Below are 17,428 nucleotides of genomic sequence, written 5' to 3'. Positions count from 1 at the left end.
AGGTAGAGAATGAGACCGGTATATGTATGCCAGTTGCCGGATGAGATGCAGAGAGAAATAAGGGGAATCTTAACCCGGCTTCTTTTGTATCAGTGCGGAACGGAAGAAAAAGCGGAAAAATATTTTGACATGAGTCTTGTAGATGCGGTGCAGCTTGGCATGGATTCCAAGATTGTTGACATTGACTGTGTAGCAGACTCTTTTAAGAATGGCAGCTATATTGACGGGGAGGTGCCGGAGAATATAAGAAAGGACGTGGAACGACTGGCAGAGATCATTCGTCTGCGGACAGAAATGGAAACAGACAGTCCGTTTCTTTATCATGCCAAGGAACAGATTGACGGGAGGGAATATTATGAGCTGGTAAATGTCCTCTGGAACCATGGAGAAGATGATTATGGCTTATGGCAGGTGCAGATCCCGGTCTATTTGGTGCGGAATATCCTAAACAGCCCACAGAGCTTTATAGGCGATGTGGATGAGATTATGGACGGCGTACCTGTGGAGCAGGAGCCGTCCGACAACACGCTGCATTTCCTGTTTCCAAGGGGCGGAAAGATAGCCTGCTGCAGTATGAAAATGGAGGAAAAGTTCTTTGAGGAATACAGCACCCATGGTACATCCGTGAGAGGGAGCAGGGCAGATATCCGGCAGGACTTGGCAGCATCCTTGGAAGTGGACGAGACTTTTCAAGAAGAAAGATAGCGGGAAAGGAGCGGTAAATGGAAAAAATAAGAACCTTTGAGTTAGACCGGTGGAGTGAGCCGGATGAACAGCATCGTGTAAGGCATATCGGAATGGCGGATGCAAAAGAGACATTTGAGAAGCTGGAGACCCATCTGAAAGAAAAGGGAATGCTTCCGGACGAGTATTTTCTTTACGATGTGGATATGAGGACGAAAGCAAGGGAGTTGCCGGACTTCAATTTTGCCATGTGTGTTCCTAATTTTGGCGGCAGTGAAGGGATTTATCTGGATATTGACCTGATTTACTGTGATGAAGATGGAAAGCAGAAAAGCCTGCGGTTTGCTACGGGAAAGACTTTGCAGGAAGGAGCAGATGCGTTCTTTTGGATGTCCCGGATTGCTGCAGAATGTTCCCTTATGCTGAATGGGCGTGGGCGTACCTATGAGAAGCACAATGTGGAGCTTGTGCTGAAGCCGGAAGAAGCGGAAGCGGTGGAGTATTTTGCTAAGCTGCTGCGGGATAGGGCGTCTGAAGAAGCCGAGGCAGAGGACGAGGGCATGGAGCCGTAAGATACTGTTTTTCCGCTTTTTAGGAAAAAGGCTGCTCTGCGGCCGGGTGTGCCTGTGGCACACCCGCCTTGACACCAAGCTGAGCTTGTTGGTTAAGGCGGGAATAGGCGGGTTCCACACCGCCGGAAAACAGCTTGCAGGCAAAGCCTGCAACGGGGTTATCTCATATTGTGTGGGGTTCCTGTCAGAACCCTTGCAGGAAGAACCGTAAATGGGAGGTGGAAGTATCAAAAAGCCGACACAGAAGCGTTCTATCAATTTTACAACGGAGACTTTGGAAACGTTGGATAAGTTGGCAGCCAAAAACCATACCACGACATCGGAATTGGTGCGGGGATATGTGGAGAAAGGGCTTTCCATAGAGGGAAGCCGTGAGGATATAGATTTTATTGCCCGCATCATCCGGCAGGAGATTACAGCAGTATATCATGTGGACGAGATCAAGGCGATTGCAGACCATGACACGGATCGTCTTGCAAAGATGCTGATGAAGATAGGAAAAATCAATGGAGCAATCTTCTTTCTTCTCATTAAGGTTCTGATGAACCTTGCCAATGAGGGGAGTGAGGACGATTTCGACCAGATGCTTTCCGAAGCGGTCAAGCTGGGCGTGGATTATATGCAAAAAAAAGATTTCCAAATCAACAGTTTCCTACAGGATACATCGAATCTGTGGGAACTGGCTGAAAAATTATAGAAAAAGGAGAATGAACCATGACGTATGAAAAATTTATGGAACAGGTAAAGGAGCAGATTATGTCTTTTTTGCCGGAAGAATACGCAAATGCAGATGTGACAATTCAGGAGGTTAGTAAAAATAATAATCAGAAATTTCATGCAATATGTATTAAACGTCCAGAGGACAGAATTGTTCCCAATGTTTATCTTGAAGATTATTATCGGACATATGAGGATGATGGGAATATGGAAAATATTTTGACCGCTATTGCCCGGATATACAAAAAAAACATGGAAAACAATGAAAATTTGCTTCCGTTTGAGGTAAAGGACTACGAGAGTGTGAAAAACAGATTGTATGTGGTGGCATTGAATAGAAACAATAATCAGGATTATTTGAGAGATGCTGTACGCAGAGATATCGCTGAAACAGATATTACATCCGTTGTGCGTGTTTTATGCACAAACAATCAGGAAAAGGGAATGTCGAGTTTCATGGTTAAGTCAGGTATGCTGGAAATGTGGGGAATCTCAAGAGAAGAAATATATGAGCAGGCACTAAAAAATACGGAAAGAATTTTTAAGCCGGACATGAGGAACATTAAAGAGATTTTGCTTTCTGGTTGTATGGGAACACTTTCGGAAGAAGAACAGGAGGGATTTCGTAGCTTTCTTAATCTGGATATACCAGAGCAGGATCAAAGGGCAGAAAAAAGCAAGGAAATCTTACCCTATGAACAGTATGTCCTTACAAATATAGCCCAAATTAATGGTGCAACAGCCATACTTTATCCAAATTTGTTACAGGAAATCGGGGAAGCAACACAAAGTAATTTTTTCATTCTTCCCAGCAGTATCCATGAAGTTATCCTGATGAAGGATAATGGAGATATGAATGCGGAGGAACTTCAACGCATGGTAATGGAAATAAATAGAACACAGGTTGCACCTGAGGAAGTGCTGTCTGATGAGGTGTACAGTTATGATTACAGACAACAAAAGCTGACTATGGCAACCAGTCCCATACAGACCAAGGAACTTCTAGATCAAATAACAGGAATGTGTGATCATGATGATTTCATGGAAGAAGAACAGGAAGCGGATTTATGTATGGGAGAGTAGTTATTAAGTGATTATTGGGAGGAGGGCAAAAGTGAATCAGGCACAAAGATATGAGCATCTTGTAGGGCTGACCGAAGGGAAGAAACTGGATTCTGACTATCGGGCAGCCTTTTACATTTTATCCAGTGTACCGGAGCTTTTTGAGGTCGCAAAAAAATGTGTGGATCCATATGGTATTTCCTTTGACAAAATCAAAAGATCATGTAAAGGAAATCTGGAGGAGTATCAGAGCCAGCTTTTGTCTATGGCACATAACCTTTTCTCATGGAACAGCAGGACGACCGCCACGCCCCATGAACTGTCCCGTCTTACCTATCCGTGGATGGAGATTGCCTGCAACGCTATCTTCATATCCAGCGGAGAGGTTTCTGTGCTGATACAGGAGAATGAAAGTGGGGAGCCAAATCTGGTTTTGGATGCAACACCTTATGAGAAAACAAAGAGGATATACAAAGGATTGCAAAGAATGGGAGAGCGGCTGGCGGACCAAATGGAAGAAGCAGATGCAGAGGAAAGGGAAGGAGAGGAAGATTGGGAACGGTAGAAAAGCAGTGAAAACGGTATCAAATATATTATAGTACGAAAAGAAGCCGCCATAAATGACGGCTTCACGGTTACAAAATTACCAGGATTGCTCCTGCGTTTACATCATCATACTAGCACAAAGCAGCAGTGATGTCAAACATTTTGTAGCAGTAATAAAGTATGCAGAAAAAGCCTAAATGATACCGCAGGAAACCAGTTTTTCACGGATTTCCTTTAATACGGCAGGCTTTACATCGCCAAACTTCTCGAAGTGGACTCTGGAAAGGCTGACCTGTGTAATCCTTGTTACATTTGCCCAGCGTGGCATTTCGGGAAAACCGTAGACCTTATCAACCATTATATTGTAGTCCATGCTTTTGGGCATCTGGGAAGATAAAGGAATAACGATAAGGGAATCCTTTAAATTTTTCAGTATGATTGCCGGATGTCTGCCGCCAAATTCCGTGCCGATGTTATAACCGAAATCTACCCAGATGACAGCTTTCCGAATCAGTACAAGAGAGCGCATAATCAGTTCAATATCCGTTTCCGGCACGATACTTTTTTTGACAGCAATAACATATTTATCGGTAGCTTTGTCGTACTGATAGTATTTTGACACTACTGCCTGTTTATCGCTGTGCAGCCACTTAAATGCAGATGGCTTGATGACATTGGGCAGGGCGGAGGAGGGTATTTGAAAGGCTTTTTCATTCAGAATCAGATTTGTTTTTAAGGAAGTCCATTTATAGTATTCGTTGGCAAGTTTGACGTTTTCCGGTTCTTCCGGATTAATCTTCTGAAAATGATTTTGTAACGAGGAAGCCATTTCATCAAAGGAATGGTGCGTATCTTCTAATGTTGCTGTATGTTTCAAGGCAATTCTCCTTTGCAGATTTGTATTCCTGATTTTAGCAGATAATGTGACAGAGTACAACAAAATAATACGGAGAAAGGTAGCAGAAAGGTAGAAAATAATGTCAATCTTAGTGTATAAGCAGCGTTTCCGGCATCCGAACAAAAAGGACACACCAGGAGCAAACTATGCACATGTCCGGTATATTGCAACCAGACCAAGGGTTTTGAAGAATGAAAATATGAATCATGGGCTTTTCGGAAAACTGGAGCCGGGTGCTGTTACGGAATTTGGGGACTGGAAGGACGTGGCGAAGTTATCTTATGCCAATTCTAAAAAGGGAATCGTCATGTACCGCAGCGTGGTGTCCTTTGCAGAAGATACAGCAAAAGAGCTTCTTCTAAAGGATCAGAAAAGCTGGCAGAGATATATGGAAAACCACATAATGACGATTGCAGGAAAAAATGGCATCAAACGGGAAAACCTGCAATGGGCGGCTGCAGTGCATGGGGAAAAGAGCCACCCTCATATTCATGTGGTGTTCTGGGACAAGTCTGTAAGAGTGAAGAATCCGTTTACACCGCCGCAGATACCCAATGCCATCCGAAAGCAGATGATAAAGGACACTTTTGCGGAAAAGATACTTGCCTTTGCAAAAGAGAAAGATCTTGCAGTACAGGAAATGCGCCGGATAACGGATGAACTGGTGGAGGAATTTGAAGAAGAACTGCGGTGTAAAAGCCCCGGCAGATTTCAGGCAGCGGAAAAATGGTTTGAGGAAGAACTGGAACAGGGAGTCTCTTTTGACAAAAAGATACTATCGGAACTTTCAGAGAGGCTCTTTGCACTTCGGACTATGATACCGGAACACGGAAGGATTGCTTATGGGTTTTTACCACCGGAGAGCAGGGAAAAGACGGACGAATTGGTACAATTCCTGCTTTTGGAAATACCGGAGATCAGGAAGTGCTTTGAACGGTATGTAGATGCCAAGTGCAGCATGGCGGGACTGTATGCTGCGGATGAGGAATGGCTTTTACAGCAAAAGAAGAAGTTTGAAAAGGAAGCGGAGAAGATACTGGCAAACCGGGTATTATCCGGTGTTAAGGCGATATGCAGGCTGGAAAAGGAGAAACGAGGAGAGGCATACTTAAAGAGCCACAAAGAATATCTGGCATCCAGAATGATTATGGAGGCTCTTGATATGCTGGCGCAGGCGGCTTGGAAACAGGAAGAAGATTTCCTTGACGGACAGGGGATGTCGGGAGAGCTGTCGAAGGAGGCGAAAAAAGAATTATTCCTAAGAAATCAGGATAAAGGATATGAACATTAAAATGATGAATGAAATTAAGAGTCAGGGGCATCCGTGCAGCGGATGTCCCTATGTTTTTACTAGGGGTGGCACAGACTGCATCATGGGTGCTGTTCCGGGGGACTGTGCATGGTATTTTTACAAGCGGCTGATGGGACATACGGACGCAGCCATTCCTTCTGAAGAAATCAGAAAACAGTACAGGGAATATGTAAAAAGACAATCCAAGGCAGAAGAAAAGCTGGAAAGAGGGATTGATATGCTTCTTGAAGTCGCAGAACTGAAATATGGCAGGCAGTACGCACAGTCTCTGAAAAAGAAGATGAGAGGAGGTACAGATTGAAACTAAAGGATGTTCTGCTTATTACAAATAATAATAAGGGTACGGAATATAAGTATCTTTCAAGCATGGAGGACTATATGGCAATCCTGCTCCGGGCATTTGAGGGTTCGGAAACAGAACTGGCTCATGCGGTGCAGGAGCTGTGTCAGACAAAGGAGAACAGCCAGTATGCAGAAGTATATCTGGCGGCAAATAAAACCTTTCATGCCAGATTTTGCAGTGATGAATGGGAACTTAAGGATTTCCTTGGGGGAAACCATAAAATGACAGAGGAAGAGGTCAGTTTTGACAAAGACCGCTGTACAAAAGAATGTCTGGATGTACTGACGGCCTACAACATGGACCATGAAGGTCATCCGCTGATCGGTAAGCTGCATTATGAAAAAATGGAATATGATTTCAGGCAGGGCGAGGTACTGCATAACCTGAACGGAAGTGATTACAGTGTGCTTATGGTGCTGAATCAAAATGACCTGTTTCTGATGGCGTTAAAAAGCGGGCAGTTTCTGATTGCGGAAGGGACGCGAGCATACGCAAGGTACCCGAAAGAGGAAATTTATCCGGAAGACAGCATTGTCAGGGGAATCGAGTGGGACAGGGGAATTTATTTGGGAAATGACCTGTCAGAGATTTCTATAGACAGTATTCAGAAAGAATATGCTGCAGGTCACGAGGCAGGATGGGATGAAAACAGCATGGACGAAGAACAGGAATGCTGACAGTGTGAGAAGTTTTGCATACAGGAAAGGGAAATTTATGAAATCAAAAGTAGAATTTTACAAAGCATTTTTTGAGGAACTGGAGAAAAAGGGCTTCGGGGTGGCGCAGCCTTCTTCCCCGGACTATGTGGTGGATATCCAGTTTAAGGGAAAGACTATTGCATTTTACACGAAAGCAGACATGATTGAAAAGAATCCCTTTGTAGAGGTGCCGGAAAAGCAGATGGAGAGGCTCTGGAGTATGGCAAGGGCGACCGCCAGTTTATGCGGTATCTGCTCCGACCAGCCTTATGAGGAGGAAAAGGCTGAGAAACTGAAAAACGGTGTGATGAAGCTGAATGAGCATAACGGAGTTATTTTAGCCTGTAAGAAGCATCCGCTGTTTGACTATGTGCTTTCGACCTACAAACAGGATGCGCAGAATGACAACAGACCTATTCAGAGGCAGTATTTTTACAACAGGGAGGAAGCATTTGAGAGCTTTGCTACACGGAGCGGTCTTGTGGATGAAAGAAAACTGTTTACGGAAACGCAGTTGCAGCTCATCCATGCAGGGCTTGTAAAATTAAGGACCATGGACGAGGAACTTTCCGAGGAAGATATGAAAACAGTCGGGGAACTGGTAAACCGGGTGGAGGAGATTGTGCCGGAACTGCACCGGGAGGAACGGAAGTTTGACGTTTCAAGACTTCTGGATGCCCTTTCCATGGGTAACGGCATGGAACGCTAGGAAGGAGGAAGCTGATGCAGCCACAGGGAGACAGCATCTGGGGCAACATCAATCTTTGCATTGAGATTGCCCTGAACATTTATTACTTATGCGGAGAGAAAGGCGAGGGAATTGTGATCCCAAAGGAACAGGCAGAGAAGGATTTTTCCCCTGAAACAGTTGCGGCGGGAAAGGAGTCGGACGGGTATCTTTACTATCCCAAAGGGGAGGCAATGGAAATGTTCCGGCAGGAAATGCTGCAGAAGCGGCTGGTTATGATAAAAAAGATGGAACTTGCGGCCACCGAACAGATGGAGGCAGTCAGAAAAGGCGGGCAGGAGGCAGCTTTAGCACGTTTTCAGGATATAGAGCCGCCGGGGGACAGGGAAGAAAATAAAAAGCGAATCTGGAACGGAATCTACATACTGAACGGAGAAGAACCGCAGATTGCCGTCCATGAGAGGATTGCAGAGGCTTTTTTAACACCCTATGCCTGTGAGTTTGGCAGGCGGGAAAATGGATATTTCTATTATACCCTGCAAAGTGCGGCACTTCCCCTGTATGAGTTAAAAGGTGTGGTCCCGGAATGTCAGGAAATAATCGTTTCCGAGGAAAGCCTGTATGCCACTATCTGTACCCATTATCCGGCATACAGGGAGAGGTACAATGCTCTAGTGGCACAGGAGCAACAGATTCCACAGATAGACGCGCCGGCAAACCTGTTTTTGCAGGAGCAGCTTGACAGAGGGCAGACAGAAGCGGAGAAGGAAACTGTATATGAGGAAGCATTTGCAGAGGAGGAAGCGGATGAGGACGAATATGGAGAACAGGTGGATTATGGATTTGGCGCATGAAAGGGGCAGGGATGAAACTTGTCTATATCGCAAGTCCCCTTCGGGGGGAAAATCCTTCGGGGAAGGATTATAAAAAGAACATAGAGCAGGCAGCAAAATATTGTGAGAATGCCTGCTCCCTTGGGGTGCTTGCCTTTGCACCTCATCTGTATTTTACACAGTTTTACAATGATACCATACCGGAGCAGCGGGAAAAGGGATTGGAAATGGGGCTTGCCATGCTGGAGAAATGTGAGGAACTGTGGGTAATGGGGACACATATCAGTCAGGGTATGAGGGGTGAGATTGCCCATGCAAAAAGCCTTGGTATTCCTATTTATAATGTAGAAATGCCGGATGACATTATGTATTATCCGGTCAGCGCGGACAATCATGCACTGTTGGGGCAGCATTCCTGCATGCCGGACAGCCGGGATAAGGACTATATGGGAAAAATTCTGGTAATGAATTATGAAGCCCTAAAACCGGAATACCGGAGCAGACCATATCAGCTATGGCTTGCCACCGGCGGCTTTGGGTGCAGCCCTACAGCCAGGGGCAGGAGGGTTTTTGCCACCAGTCTTTATGACGGGGAGCAGAGCAGCTTTTACCGGCAGGACTTTACAGGGATTATAAAGCCGGAAGTCTGGGAAGAAGTACAGAGTCAGTATGATTTTCAAATAACCACTCAGGAAGTACATAAGGACAGTGAAACGCCGCAGGAAGGAATGGAACCATAAAAAAGAAAGAGAAAATCATTTTAGGGAGCATCTTAGTGGGAGCAGGAACACTGTTTAACCTGTTTTTTACGGCAGCCCTGCACCGGGTATTGTCGGGACAGATGAAAACCTTTGCAATGGTGCCTGTATGGGAATGTCTGGCAGGGCTTTTCACCGAGCAGAAGCAGGGGATGCTGTTTTTATCCTTTGAGTGCTTCGTGCTGCTCTGTACCGTACTGTTCTTTACGCAGAACAGCAGATCTTATCAGTCCGACCTTATGAAAGTGACGGATGAAATCGAGATACCCGTACCGGTGGGGCAGTTCCAGCATGGTTCTTCCAGATGGATGAGGGAAGAGGAAAAGGACAGAGTGTTTGAGGTATGTACCATAAGCCCCGCAAATCCGGTCATAAAAGAACTGATCGACACAGGATATGAGGGGCTTGACTTTTTAAAGGATAGTGAAAAGGTGGATACCAAAGCTGCAGGAGAGCCGGAGGACAGAGAGCTTTCCGGCAGCTTTGTTCCAATAGATGAGGAAGCAGAAAAAGAAGCAGATGCGGGAAAGGAGAATGAGGAGACAAAAATAGAGGAAACGGATGAGGGCTACGAGACAGTAGAGTATGCCTACGAAAAAAAGGAGCCGGAGCAGGAAAAAAATGTGCCTGCCTGCGAGGAAAAAGGGAAAGGAGACGGACAGGATCCCTACCGTATTCTGAAAGAAGGCGGCATCGTGATAGGTATGACGAAGTGCGGGCAAAAGGAGAAGATACATTATATCGCAGACGATACCCACACGCTTACCATAGGTGCAACCCGTTCCGGCAAGACGAGGACGCTGGTGCTGCAGTCCATTTGTCTGATGGCACTGGCGGGCGAGAGCCTTGTTATCAGCGATCCCAAGGCAGAACTGTATCAGTACGCCGCACCGTTTTTGGAGAAACTCAGGTTTGATGTCATCTGCCTTGACTTCAAGAATCCGGAAAAGAGCAGCCGTTACAACCTGCTCCAGCCCATCATTGATGCGGTGAACCGGGGAGAGATGGATAAGGCAGAGATGTACGCATGGGACATCACAAATATTCTTGTAGGCGATAATACCAGCAATGAGAAGATATGGGAAAACGGCGAGAAGTCCACGATTGCGGCGGCAATCCTCTGCGTGGTGGTGGATAATGCCAAGCGTCCGGAATACCAGAACCTTACCAATGTGTACTGGTTCGTGGCGGAAATGTGCAAGGCGGTGGGCAACAAGACACCTATGCAAGAGTATGTAAAGAAGTTAAGACTGGGGCATCCGGCAAGGGCGCTTCTGTCAATCTCTGATGTAGCACCCAGCAGGACAAAGGGAAGTTTTTACACTTCGGCACTGACGACTTTAAGGCTGTTTACTTCAAGGGCGGTCTACTCCATTACCCATAAGAGCGATTATGACATAGCAGACATCGGAAAAAAGAAGCAGGCACTGTTCTTTATCCTGCCGGACGAAAAGACCACTTATTATCCCATTGCAAGCCTTATGGTGTCGCAGCTCTATGAACTGCTGGTACACCAGTCGGATGAAAGGGGCGGCCGGCTCATAAACCGGGTAAACTTTGTCTTGGAGGAATTTGGAAACTTTACCAAAATCAATGACCTGACGAACAAACTGACCGTAGCGGGTGGTCGTGGTATGCGGTTCCATTTCTTTTTGCAGAGCTTTGAACAGCTTACGGAGAAATACAACAAGGAAACAGCCGCCATTGTCAAGTCAAACTGTCAGAGCTGGATTTATTTGCAGGCAGACGATAAGGAAACCCTGTCTGAAATCTGCGATAAGCTGGGGAAATACACTTGTTCCGGCTATCAGCTATCCAGTCAGCATGGGCGGTATGTCAATCCATCTTCCAGCAGCACTGTAAGTTTGGTAGCAAGGGATCTTTTGACAACGGACGAGATACGGAGAGTATCAAGACCTTATCAGATCGTGGTATCACGTTCACACCCGGCAATGATGGTGTCACCAGATCTGTCACAGTGGTATTTTAACCAAATGCTGGGACTTGGAGACAAGGAGCATAACCGCAGGGTAAGGGAAGAACGGGAGCGTAGGCGTCCGGTACTCACCGACGTAAAGGAAGATATACCTTTATGGAATATCTGGGTTTATTACATGAAAGATCTTCAGATGAAGGAAGAAAAGCAGAAACAGCAGGGTCTTCCGGTACAGGCAGGATCCCTGTTTTCAGAGAAATTCATGCGGAGAGGAGGAAAGCTGACGGGAAATGAAGAAGATGAATAAATGGTTACAAAGATGTAAGGCGGCAGGAAAGACATTTCTTGCCGCTTTTGCCGTGTTTTTGCTGAACACGCAGACTGCTTATGCAAGCGGCATCAGTGAGAGCAAGCTGGCAAAAGGAACAGAAAAGCTGATCGGGGATGCCACAACCTGGCTCATGGTGCTGGCACCGGTCGTTGCAGGACTTCTGATTATTTATTTCTGCATCAGGAGAAGTGCGGCGGACGAGATGGATCAGAAGAAGTGGAACAACCGTATCGTGGTTGCCATCGTGTCCTGCATCGGGGCAGTAATCGGAAGTGCAACCTTAAATATCATTATTGGTTATTACCAGTAATGCAGACAACCTAAAAAATAAATTTAAAATTCGGAGGAATGAACACTATGAGAAAAATCAATGACACTATGAACAGACTGGCGGTAGCAGCTTATGTAGAGGGTGGACGTATGAGAAAGAAGCTGGCTGACGTTCTTACCAGAAAAGAAGGAGAAGGTTTCGTAGATACCGCTCTGAAAATCCTGATTTCTGTTGTAGTAGGCGCGTTGCTGCTGGCAGGGCTCTATGCACTGTTCAAGGACACCATCCTTCCTACCCTGACGCAGAGAATCCAGAACCTCTTTAATTATCAGGGGTAATGATCGTACAGGAAAAAAACATAACGTTCAATGAGAACTGCCTGCCGGGAAACTGGCAGGCAAATTTTATGTATATGGAGGAAAAAGATTGAAAGTAACCGCAAAAATTACAAAGAGTTTTACCGATGCAGGTAAGTTAAAAGCATTTGCCACCGTATGTCTGGCAGATGCTTTTTTGGTAACAGGAGTCCGGGTTGTGGCGTGTGAGAAGGGAATCACCGTATTTATGCCCAGTATGAAGGATAAAGAGGATGAATACAGAGATGTATGCTTTCCGATTAAACCGGAGCTTCGCAGTCAAATCAACACAGCAGTGTTAAATGCCTATGATGCCTGCCTGAAAGAGAATGAACCGGATGGGGAATAACAGGCAGATAATTTGCACCACAAGGGAGGTGAATCGGATTGGAGATTATACTGGTGCTTCTTATCGTGGCAGTCCTGAATGGAGCAGTTGCTTATATTGATGAAATGCTGCAGGAGTTAGTCCCTATGACACTTTATGCCGACCGGTATATGCTGGCGGCAAACGGTGGGAGCATGGTAGATGTACTGTTTGATATCCTGCTTGGGTTTGGCGTATCCCTGATTATCCTGAAATTCCTGAAAAAAGGGTTTGAATGTTATGTCATGTGGACGGACGGGGATCCGGACACAGAGCCAGCCGGTCTTGTCATCCGGTTTATGCAGGCGGTGGCTGTGGCGGTCTGCTTTCCCATCGTCTACGGATGGATAGCAGAAATCACACAGGGACTGGTTGATGACCTGATGGCAGCGATAGGAGCAGCCACCGATTATGACTGGCAGGCGTGGGTAAACGGCATCTCATCCTTGGGACTGACAACAGCAATCTTTGGATTAATCTTTGTTGTCTGCTATTTTATCCTGTATTTCCAGTTCCTGATGAGGGGATTGGAAATCATGATCCTGCGGATTGGGATGCCTATGGCGTGTGTGGGGCTTCTGGATAACGATAAGGGTGTATTTAAGACTTATATCAACAAGTTTTTTCAGAGTACTCTTGCAGTGGTTATTCAGATATGCCTTTGCAAGCTGGGCGTAGGAATGATGTTAAATATTGGCATCAACATGAATGTATTTTGGGGGATGGCGTGTATGGTGCTTGCTATTAAGACACCATCCTTTCTGCGTGAATTTCTTGTGCCTGCAGGCGGTAGTGGAAGCGGAGTCATCAACAATGTTTACCATTCCGTGCGGTTAGTGGGAATGGTAAAGGGTATGGCAAAGTAAATGGCGTTAGTTTGAAAGGATGGAATGGTTTGAAATTAGATGATATTTCCATAGCCATAATCAGCCTGATTCGGGCGGGAGCGGTATTCCGTTTTGTCTATTGCATGGTGCGTTTGCAAGGAGCGGAGGAAGAACAGGCGCAGTACCGGAAAAGGGCAAAGAATACGGTACTGTTCTATATCGTTGCAGAGAGCATCTGGCAGATAAAGGACATTGTTATGTACTATTATGGGTAATGAGAAGTCCCAGACTGAGGGACCGGAAAGGAGGAACTACGGAAGAACAGAAGTGGGAGCTGTATATCCCCAGCGGGGTAAAAGCGGAAAATGAATTATTCAATGGTTTTGGACGGAGGGAGCTTTTGCAGAGTATTGCAGGCTCCCTCTTTGGCGGTGCAGTAGCCGCCATAATTTGGCTGTGTTCTAATAACGTGGCATTTACCGTGGTTGCGGCTTTGACAGGTATCTTTGGGAGCGTGATGATGTGTACCAAAGACCAGAACAATCAGAGCGTAGTCGATCAGGTGGGCAATATGATACGTTTTGCAAGGAGCCAGCAGATCTATCCCTATCGCGCTTTGAGCGAATGGGGCACATGATGAAAAGAATCAAGTCTACCAATCAAATTTTAGGATGCTATTCTACCGGACAAGCAAAAGGAATTGTGAATACCTCTCAAACCTAAACAGGAGGTCTGTTTGGAATTTTTAGATTTATTTAGTGGAATAGGCGGCTTTAGAAGAGGATTGGAACGAAGCGGACATAGATGTATCGGTCACGTAGAAATCGACAAGTATGCGAACATCAGTTATATGGCAATGTATGGACTTTCCTACTGCAAGTACGGAAAATGCAGGGAAGGAAACTGTTGCCGGATATGCAGTAAGGAGGTAAGTGAACACTGTGACGGAAGTAAATGCACGGGCGAGTGGTTCGCCAAAGATATTAAGCAGCTCACAGCAGGAGAGATTCCAAGAGCTGAAATCTGGACTTTTGGTTTTCCTTGCACAGACATTTCACTGTCAGGAAAGCGGGCAGGTCTTGCCGGAGAACGAAGTGGACTATTTTTTACAGTCGCTGGTCTGCTCAAAAGCACGCCTACCAAAGATAAACCCCGCTTCCTTATCGTTGAGAACGTTAAGCATCTGTTGTCGAGCGAGAGAGGCGGGGATTTTACCGCCGTTCTGTTTAACTTATGGGAAGCAGGGTATGACCTTGAATGGCAGTGTGTCAACAGTAAGGATTTCGGAGTCCCCCAGCACAGGGAACGAGTGTACCTTGTTGGATATCTTGGAGGAATCCGTGGACGAAAAGTATTTCCTGTCAGCGGAGCAAACACAGCGGTTGTTAAAAAAGTTATAGGAGGCTATCAGGGAGAGCGTGTCTATGATGCGGACGGGCTTTCCATTACCCTGACAGCGGACGGCGGCGGTGCCGGAGGAAAGACTGGGCTGTATCTGTGCGGAACCAAGAAGCCGGAAGAATGGATGGAGTGCTTGAAAGAGAACGGGAATGAGGAATGCGGGGCAAAGAACTATGCCGGTTTCCTCACACAGAAGAAAGAGCCGGATATGACAAAGATTTCACGGTGTTTGGTGTCTCATTATAACGCAGGGATAACGAGGTTTGGGGAAAGCTCCGGTGTGCTGCATTGTAAAGCCTGTGACGGAAAGTGCATGCAGGCGAGGGCGGCTTTAACGCCGGAGCGGGAGAACAAGCGGCAGAATGGACGGAGGTTTAAGGATATTGGAGAGCCGGGCTTTACCCTGACAGCGGTTGACCGCCATGGTGTGATGATGCTGCAGTGTCCTTATTACAACGGAATGCCTATCAGGGAAGCAACCAAGCAGGGATATGTGATTGCAAGGCACGGGGATGGAATCAACCTGTCCTACCCTAACAGTACGGTAAGCAGGGGCCGGGTGGGAAAGCAGTGTTCTCAGACACTTTTGACAGAGGGCAACATGGGAGTGGTTGTGTACTGCCGCATCCGCAGGCTCACACCGAAAGAGTGTTTCCGGTTACAGGCATTTGAAGACTTTCTGTTCGACCGTGCAAAGGCGGCAGGAGTCAGTGATGCACAGCTCTATAAGCAGGCGGGAAATTCCGTGACGGTCAATATCGTCTATGAGATAGGACTGCGGCTTGCGGAAATGGAGGCGGGCATCCTTGAAGTTTAACATTCTGTATGTGGATCCTCCTTGGGCTTATAAGGTTTACAGTAAGAAAGGACAGGGACGCTCCGCCGAAAATCACTATCGTACTATGAATGTTGAGGACATCTATGGGCTGGATATCCAGTCCATAGCGGCGGATGACTGCATTCTGTTTCTATGGGTGACATTCCCCTGTCTGGAACAGGGATTAGAAACAATCCGAAGATGGGGATTTACTTATAAGACACTTGGATTCTGCTGGGTAAAGCGGTGCAGGAAGCAACAGGAAAAATGGTTCTGGGGACTTGGCTTCTGGACGAGGGCAAACCCGGAGCTGTGCCTGATAGCTACAAAAGGACAGCCGAAACGAGTGTCAAAGGCAGTACACTGCATCGTAGATACACCGGTGGAGGAACACAGCAAAAAACCGGATATTGTCAGGGAGAAAATCGTAGAGCTGGCGGGTGATCTGCCAAGGGCAGAACTGTTTGCAAGAAACGAATATCCCGGATGGGTATGTGTGGGAAATGAGATTGATGGAATGGATATCAGAGACAGCCTGCGGATGCTGAAAGAAAGGTAAGGAAGGAGAATGTTTTGATATGGTTTCTTGAATCACATAGTTTTCTGGTGGCAGTATCAGCAAGTTTCCTTTTTGGAATTTTGCTGGATATGCTGCTGAAAAAACTGACCGGCTCTGAAAAAATCGGATATGTGGCGGTTACAGCTGCGGTTGTCACCGCCGTATTTATCGGAGCTTATGGAACGACTTTACACGCACTTGCCTGTATTTTAACGGGGCAGGTACTTTTATTTGCGGCAGAGTATGATTGTGCAACCCATACCGTGCCGGACTATGTACCGGTCCTTATCTTGATGGCCGGATTACTGGAGGTAGAATTTGCCCCGGCACTTCTGGGGCTTGTTCTTGTGCCGCTGCCCTTTGTGGTGGCGGCTCTGATGAAAGAAGGAAGCATTGGCGGCGGGGACATCAAACTGATGGGAGCCTGCGGCTTTGTGCTGGGCGTAAAGCGGGGCTATATCGCGCTGATGCTGGGGCTGTTTCTGGCAGTCCTGTTCCAGACGGCGTATGCAAAGAAAGAGGACAAAGGCTTTGCAATGGCACCGTATCTGGCGTTGGGATGCCTGCTTGCCATGCTGCCTGCATAAGAAATTTTGATAAAAATGGAGGAAAGAAAAGTGAAAAATTTATTGAAGAACCGTATTGTGATTGGACTGATTTGTATCATCCTTTCGCTGATTATCTGCTTCGGGCTTACCCCGATGTTCAACAATGCACTGAAATCGAAGGTATCCCTGGTCCGCGTGAATACGGAGATCCACAAGGGCGACCAGATTACGGAGAAGATGATTACTACCGTGGAAGTAGGCGGCTATAACCTGCCCGACAACGTGGTATACAGGGCAGAGGATGTGGTTGGCAAATACGCCAACACCGACCTTTACAAAGGGGATTATATTCTGGAGAGCAAGCTGTCAGATACCCCTATGTTAAAGAATGCCTATCTTGGCAAATTAAATGGGGAGAACCGGGCAATCTCAGTCAGTATTAAATCCCTTGCAGCCGGTCTGTCCGGGAAACTGGAGGCCGGTGATATTGTAACCTTAATTGCTTCGGATGTGGGAGAAAAGCGGAAAACACTGGTACTACCTGAGCTTCAGTATGTGGAGATCATTGCAACTACAGCAAGCAGCGGAACGGACAATGATGTGCAGGCTGATGTGGAGGGCGGAGAGGAACAGGAACTGGCATCCACCATTACCGTGCTTGCAACGCCGGAGCAGGCAAGGCTTCTTGCAGAACTGGAACAGACCGGAAAACTTCATGCGGCCTTGGTATTCCGTGGGGACAGCACACAGGCCGAAAAGTTTTTGGATGAACAGCAGAAAGTCTTAGAAGAACTGTATACGGAAGAATTGGAAGGGGAAGCGGAAACAGCAGAAGCAGACGCGGAGGAGGAAAAGGAAGAACCTATTGTGGATGATGTAGAAGTGAATGCAGGAGGACAGTAGG

General features: G+C 46.5%; 23 protein-coding genes. 22 read left to right on the top strand and 1 reads right to left on the bottom strand.

What is annotated here, in order from left to right; genetic code table 11:
- The first annotated feature begins 9 nt into the window (after positions 1-9).
- The 5 genes from DWX65_RS04940 (at position 10) to DWX65_RS04920 (ending at position 3,600) form a co-directional block, all read left to right on the top strand.
- Positions 10-705, top strand: coding sequence for a hypothetical protein (locus DWX65_RS04940; protein WP_118172950.1), 696 nt, complete (start codon positions 10-12; stop codon positions 703-705).
- Between the two features lie 17 nt (positions 706-722).
- Positions 723-1,256, top strand: a complete 534-nt coding sequence (locus DWX65_RS04935; RefSeq protein ID WP_118172949.1) for a hypothetical protein — start codon at positions 723-725, stop codon at positions 1,254-1,256.
- A gap of 211 nt (positions 1,257-1,467) precedes the next feature.
- Complete coding sequence (locus DWX65_RS04930) at positions 1,468-1,953, top strand: hypothetical protein (RefSeq protein ID WP_207743155.1); 486 nt, start codon at positions 1,468-1,470, stop codon at positions 1,951-1,953.
- A 17-nt stretch (positions 1,954-1,970) separates the two neighbouring features.
- Entirely contained in the window at positions 1,971-3,056 is a 1,086-nt protein-coding gene (locus tag DWX65_RS04925; RefSeq protein ID WP_118172948.1) for a DUF5688 family protein, read from the top strand.
- Between the two features lie 31 nt (positions 3,057-3,087).
- Positions 3,088-3,600, top strand: coding sequence for a hypothetical protein (locus tag DWX65_RS04920; protein ID WP_118172947.1), 513 nt, complete (start codon positions 3,088-3,090; stop codon positions 3,598-3,600).
- A 174-nt stretch (positions 3,601-3,774) separates the two neighbouring features.
- Here the strand turns inward: DWX65_RS04920 and DWX65_RS04915 are convergent, their stop codons facing one another.
- Complete coding sequence (locus DWX65_RS04915; protein ID WP_118172946.1) at positions 3,775-4,458, bottom strand: type II toxin-antitoxin system PemK/MazF family toxin; 684 nt, start codon at positions 4,456-4,458, stop codon at positions 3,775-3,777.
- Between the two features lie 100 nt (positions 4,459-4,558).
- On the opposite strand from DWX65_RS04915, the gene mobP3 reads away from it, so the two are divergent.
- The 17 genes from mobP3 (at position 4,559) to cpaB (ending at position 17,427) form a co-directional block, all read left to right on the top strand.
- Positions 4,559-5,770 (top strand): MobP3 family relaxase, encoded by a 1,212-nt coding sequence (mobP3, locus tag DWX65_RS04910; protein WP_118172945.1) that lies wholly within the window; start codon positions 4,559-4,561, stop codon positions 5,768-5,770.
- Positions 5,760-6,092, top strand: a complete 333-nt coding sequence (locus tag DWX65_RS04905; protein ID WP_118172944.1) for a hypothetical protein — start codon at positions 5,760-5,762, stop codon at positions 6,090-6,092. Before mobP3 ends, DWX65_RS04905 begins: the two co-directional genes overlap by 11 nt.
- Positions 6,089-6,811, top strand: coding sequence for a hypothetical protein (locus DWX65_RS04900; RefSeq protein ID WP_118172943.1), 723 nt, complete (start codon positions 6,089-6,091; stop codon positions 6,809-6,811). The genes DWX65_RS04905 and DWX65_RS04900 overlap by 4 nt, the downstream gene beginning before the upstream one ends.
- Positions 6,812-6,848: 37 nt before the next feature.
- Complete coding sequence (locus DWX65_RS04895) at positions 6,849-7,541, top strand: hypothetical protein (protein ID WP_118173140.1); 693 nt, start codon at positions 6,849-6,851, stop codon at positions 7,539-7,541.
- Between the two features lie 14 nt (positions 7,542-7,555).
- On the top strand, positions 7,556-8,374 hold the full coding sequence (locus DWX65_RS04890) for a hypothetical protein (protein ID WP_118172942.1): 819 nt from the start codon (positions 7,556-7,558) through the stop codon (positions 8,372-8,374).
- Positions 8,375-8,385: 11 nt separating this feature from the next.
- Positions 8,386-9,093, top strand: a complete 708-nt coding sequence (locus DWX65_RS04885) for a DUF7768 domain-containing protein (protein ID WP_147339135.1) — start codon at positions 8,386-8,388, stop codon at positions 9,091-9,093.
- Between the two features lie 35 nt (positions 9,094-9,128).
- A complete protein-coding gene (locus tag DWX65_RS04880) occupies positions 9,129-11,354 on the top strand; it encodes a VirD4-like conjugal transfer protein, CD1115 family (protein WP_242997812.1) in 2,226 nt (741 codons plus the stop codon).
- On the top strand, positions 11,338-11,688 hold the full coding sequence (locus DWX65_RS04875) for an Mbov_0395 family pilin-like conjugal transfer protein (RefSeq protein ID WP_118172939.1): 351 nt from the start codon (positions 11,338-11,340) through the stop codon (positions 11,686-11,688). Before DWX65_RS04880 ends, DWX65_RS04875 begins: the two co-directional genes overlap by 17 nt.
- Before the next feature lie 110 nt (positions 11,689-11,798).
- Positions 11,799-11,987, top strand: a complete 189-nt coding sequence (locus tag DWX65_RS04870; RefSeq protein WP_242997832.1) for a DUF6133 family protein — start codon at positions 11,799-11,801, stop codon at positions 11,985-11,987.
- Positions 11,988-12,075: 88 nt separating this feature from the next.
- Positions 12,076-12,354: a SpoVG family protein gene (locus tag DWX65_RS04865; protein ID WP_118172938.1), complete on the top strand. Its 279-nt coding sequence runs from the start codon at positions 12,076-12,078 to the stop codon at positions 12,352-12,354.
- Between the two features lie 38 nt (positions 12,355-12,392).
- Positions 12,393-13,238 carry a conjugal transfer protein TrbL family protein gene (locus tag DWX65_RS04860; protein WP_118172937.1) on the top strand — a complete coding sequence of 282 codons (846 nt, stop codon included), beginning with the start codon at positions 12,393-12,395 and terminating at the stop codon, positions 13,236-13,238.
- Positions 13,239-13,267: 29 nt separating this feature from the next.
- Positions 13,268-13,474 (top strand): hypothetical protein, encoded by a 207-nt coding sequence (locus DWX65_RS04855; RefSeq protein ID WP_055169934.1) that lies wholly within the window; start codon positions 13,268-13,270, stop codon positions 13,472-13,474.
- Positions 13,474-13,836, top strand: coding sequence for a hypothetical protein (locus tag DWX65_RS04850; RefSeq protein ID WP_118172936.1), 363 nt, complete (start codon positions 13,474-13,476; stop codon positions 13,834-13,836). The genes DWX65_RS04855 and DWX65_RS04850 overlap by 1 nt, the downstream gene beginning before the upstream one ends.
- A 99-nt stretch (positions 13,837-13,935) precedes the next feature.
- Positions 13,936-15,417 (top strand): DNA (cytosine-5-)-methyltransferase, encoded by a 1,482-nt coding sequence (gene dcm, locus DWX65_RS04845; protein WP_118172935.1) that lies wholly within the window; start codon positions 13,936-13,938, stop codon positions 15,415-15,417.
- Positions 15,407-15,976: an MT-A70 family methyltransferase gene (locus DWX65_RS04840; protein WP_242997811.1), complete on the top strand. Its 570-nt coding sequence runs from the start codon at positions 15,407-15,409 to the stop codon at positions 15,974-15,976. Before dcm ends, DWX65_RS04840 begins: the two co-directional genes overlap by 11 nt.
- Before the next feature lie 14 nt (positions 15,977-15,990).
- Positions 15,991-16,563 (top strand): prepilin peptidase, encoded by a 573-nt coding sequence (locus DWX65_RS04835; protein ID WP_118172933.1) that lies wholly within the window; start codon positions 15,991-15,993, stop codon positions 16,561-16,563.
- Positions 16,564-16,593: 30 nt separating this feature from the next.
- Entirely contained in the window at positions 16,594-17,427 is an 834-nt protein-coding gene (gene cpaB, locus DWX65_RS04830) for a Flp pilus assembly protein CpaB (RefSeq protein WP_118173138.1), read from the top strand.
- Position 17,428: the final 1 nt, after the last annotated feature.

The organism is Roseburia sp. AF20-18LB (assembly GCF_003461185.1).
In the GTDB taxonomy this organism is placed as follows: Bacteria; Bacillota; Clostridia; order Lachnospirales; family Lachnospiraceae; genus Roseburia_C; species Roseburia_C amylophila.
This window is presented reverse-complemented; position numbering and strand designations above follow the sequence as displayed.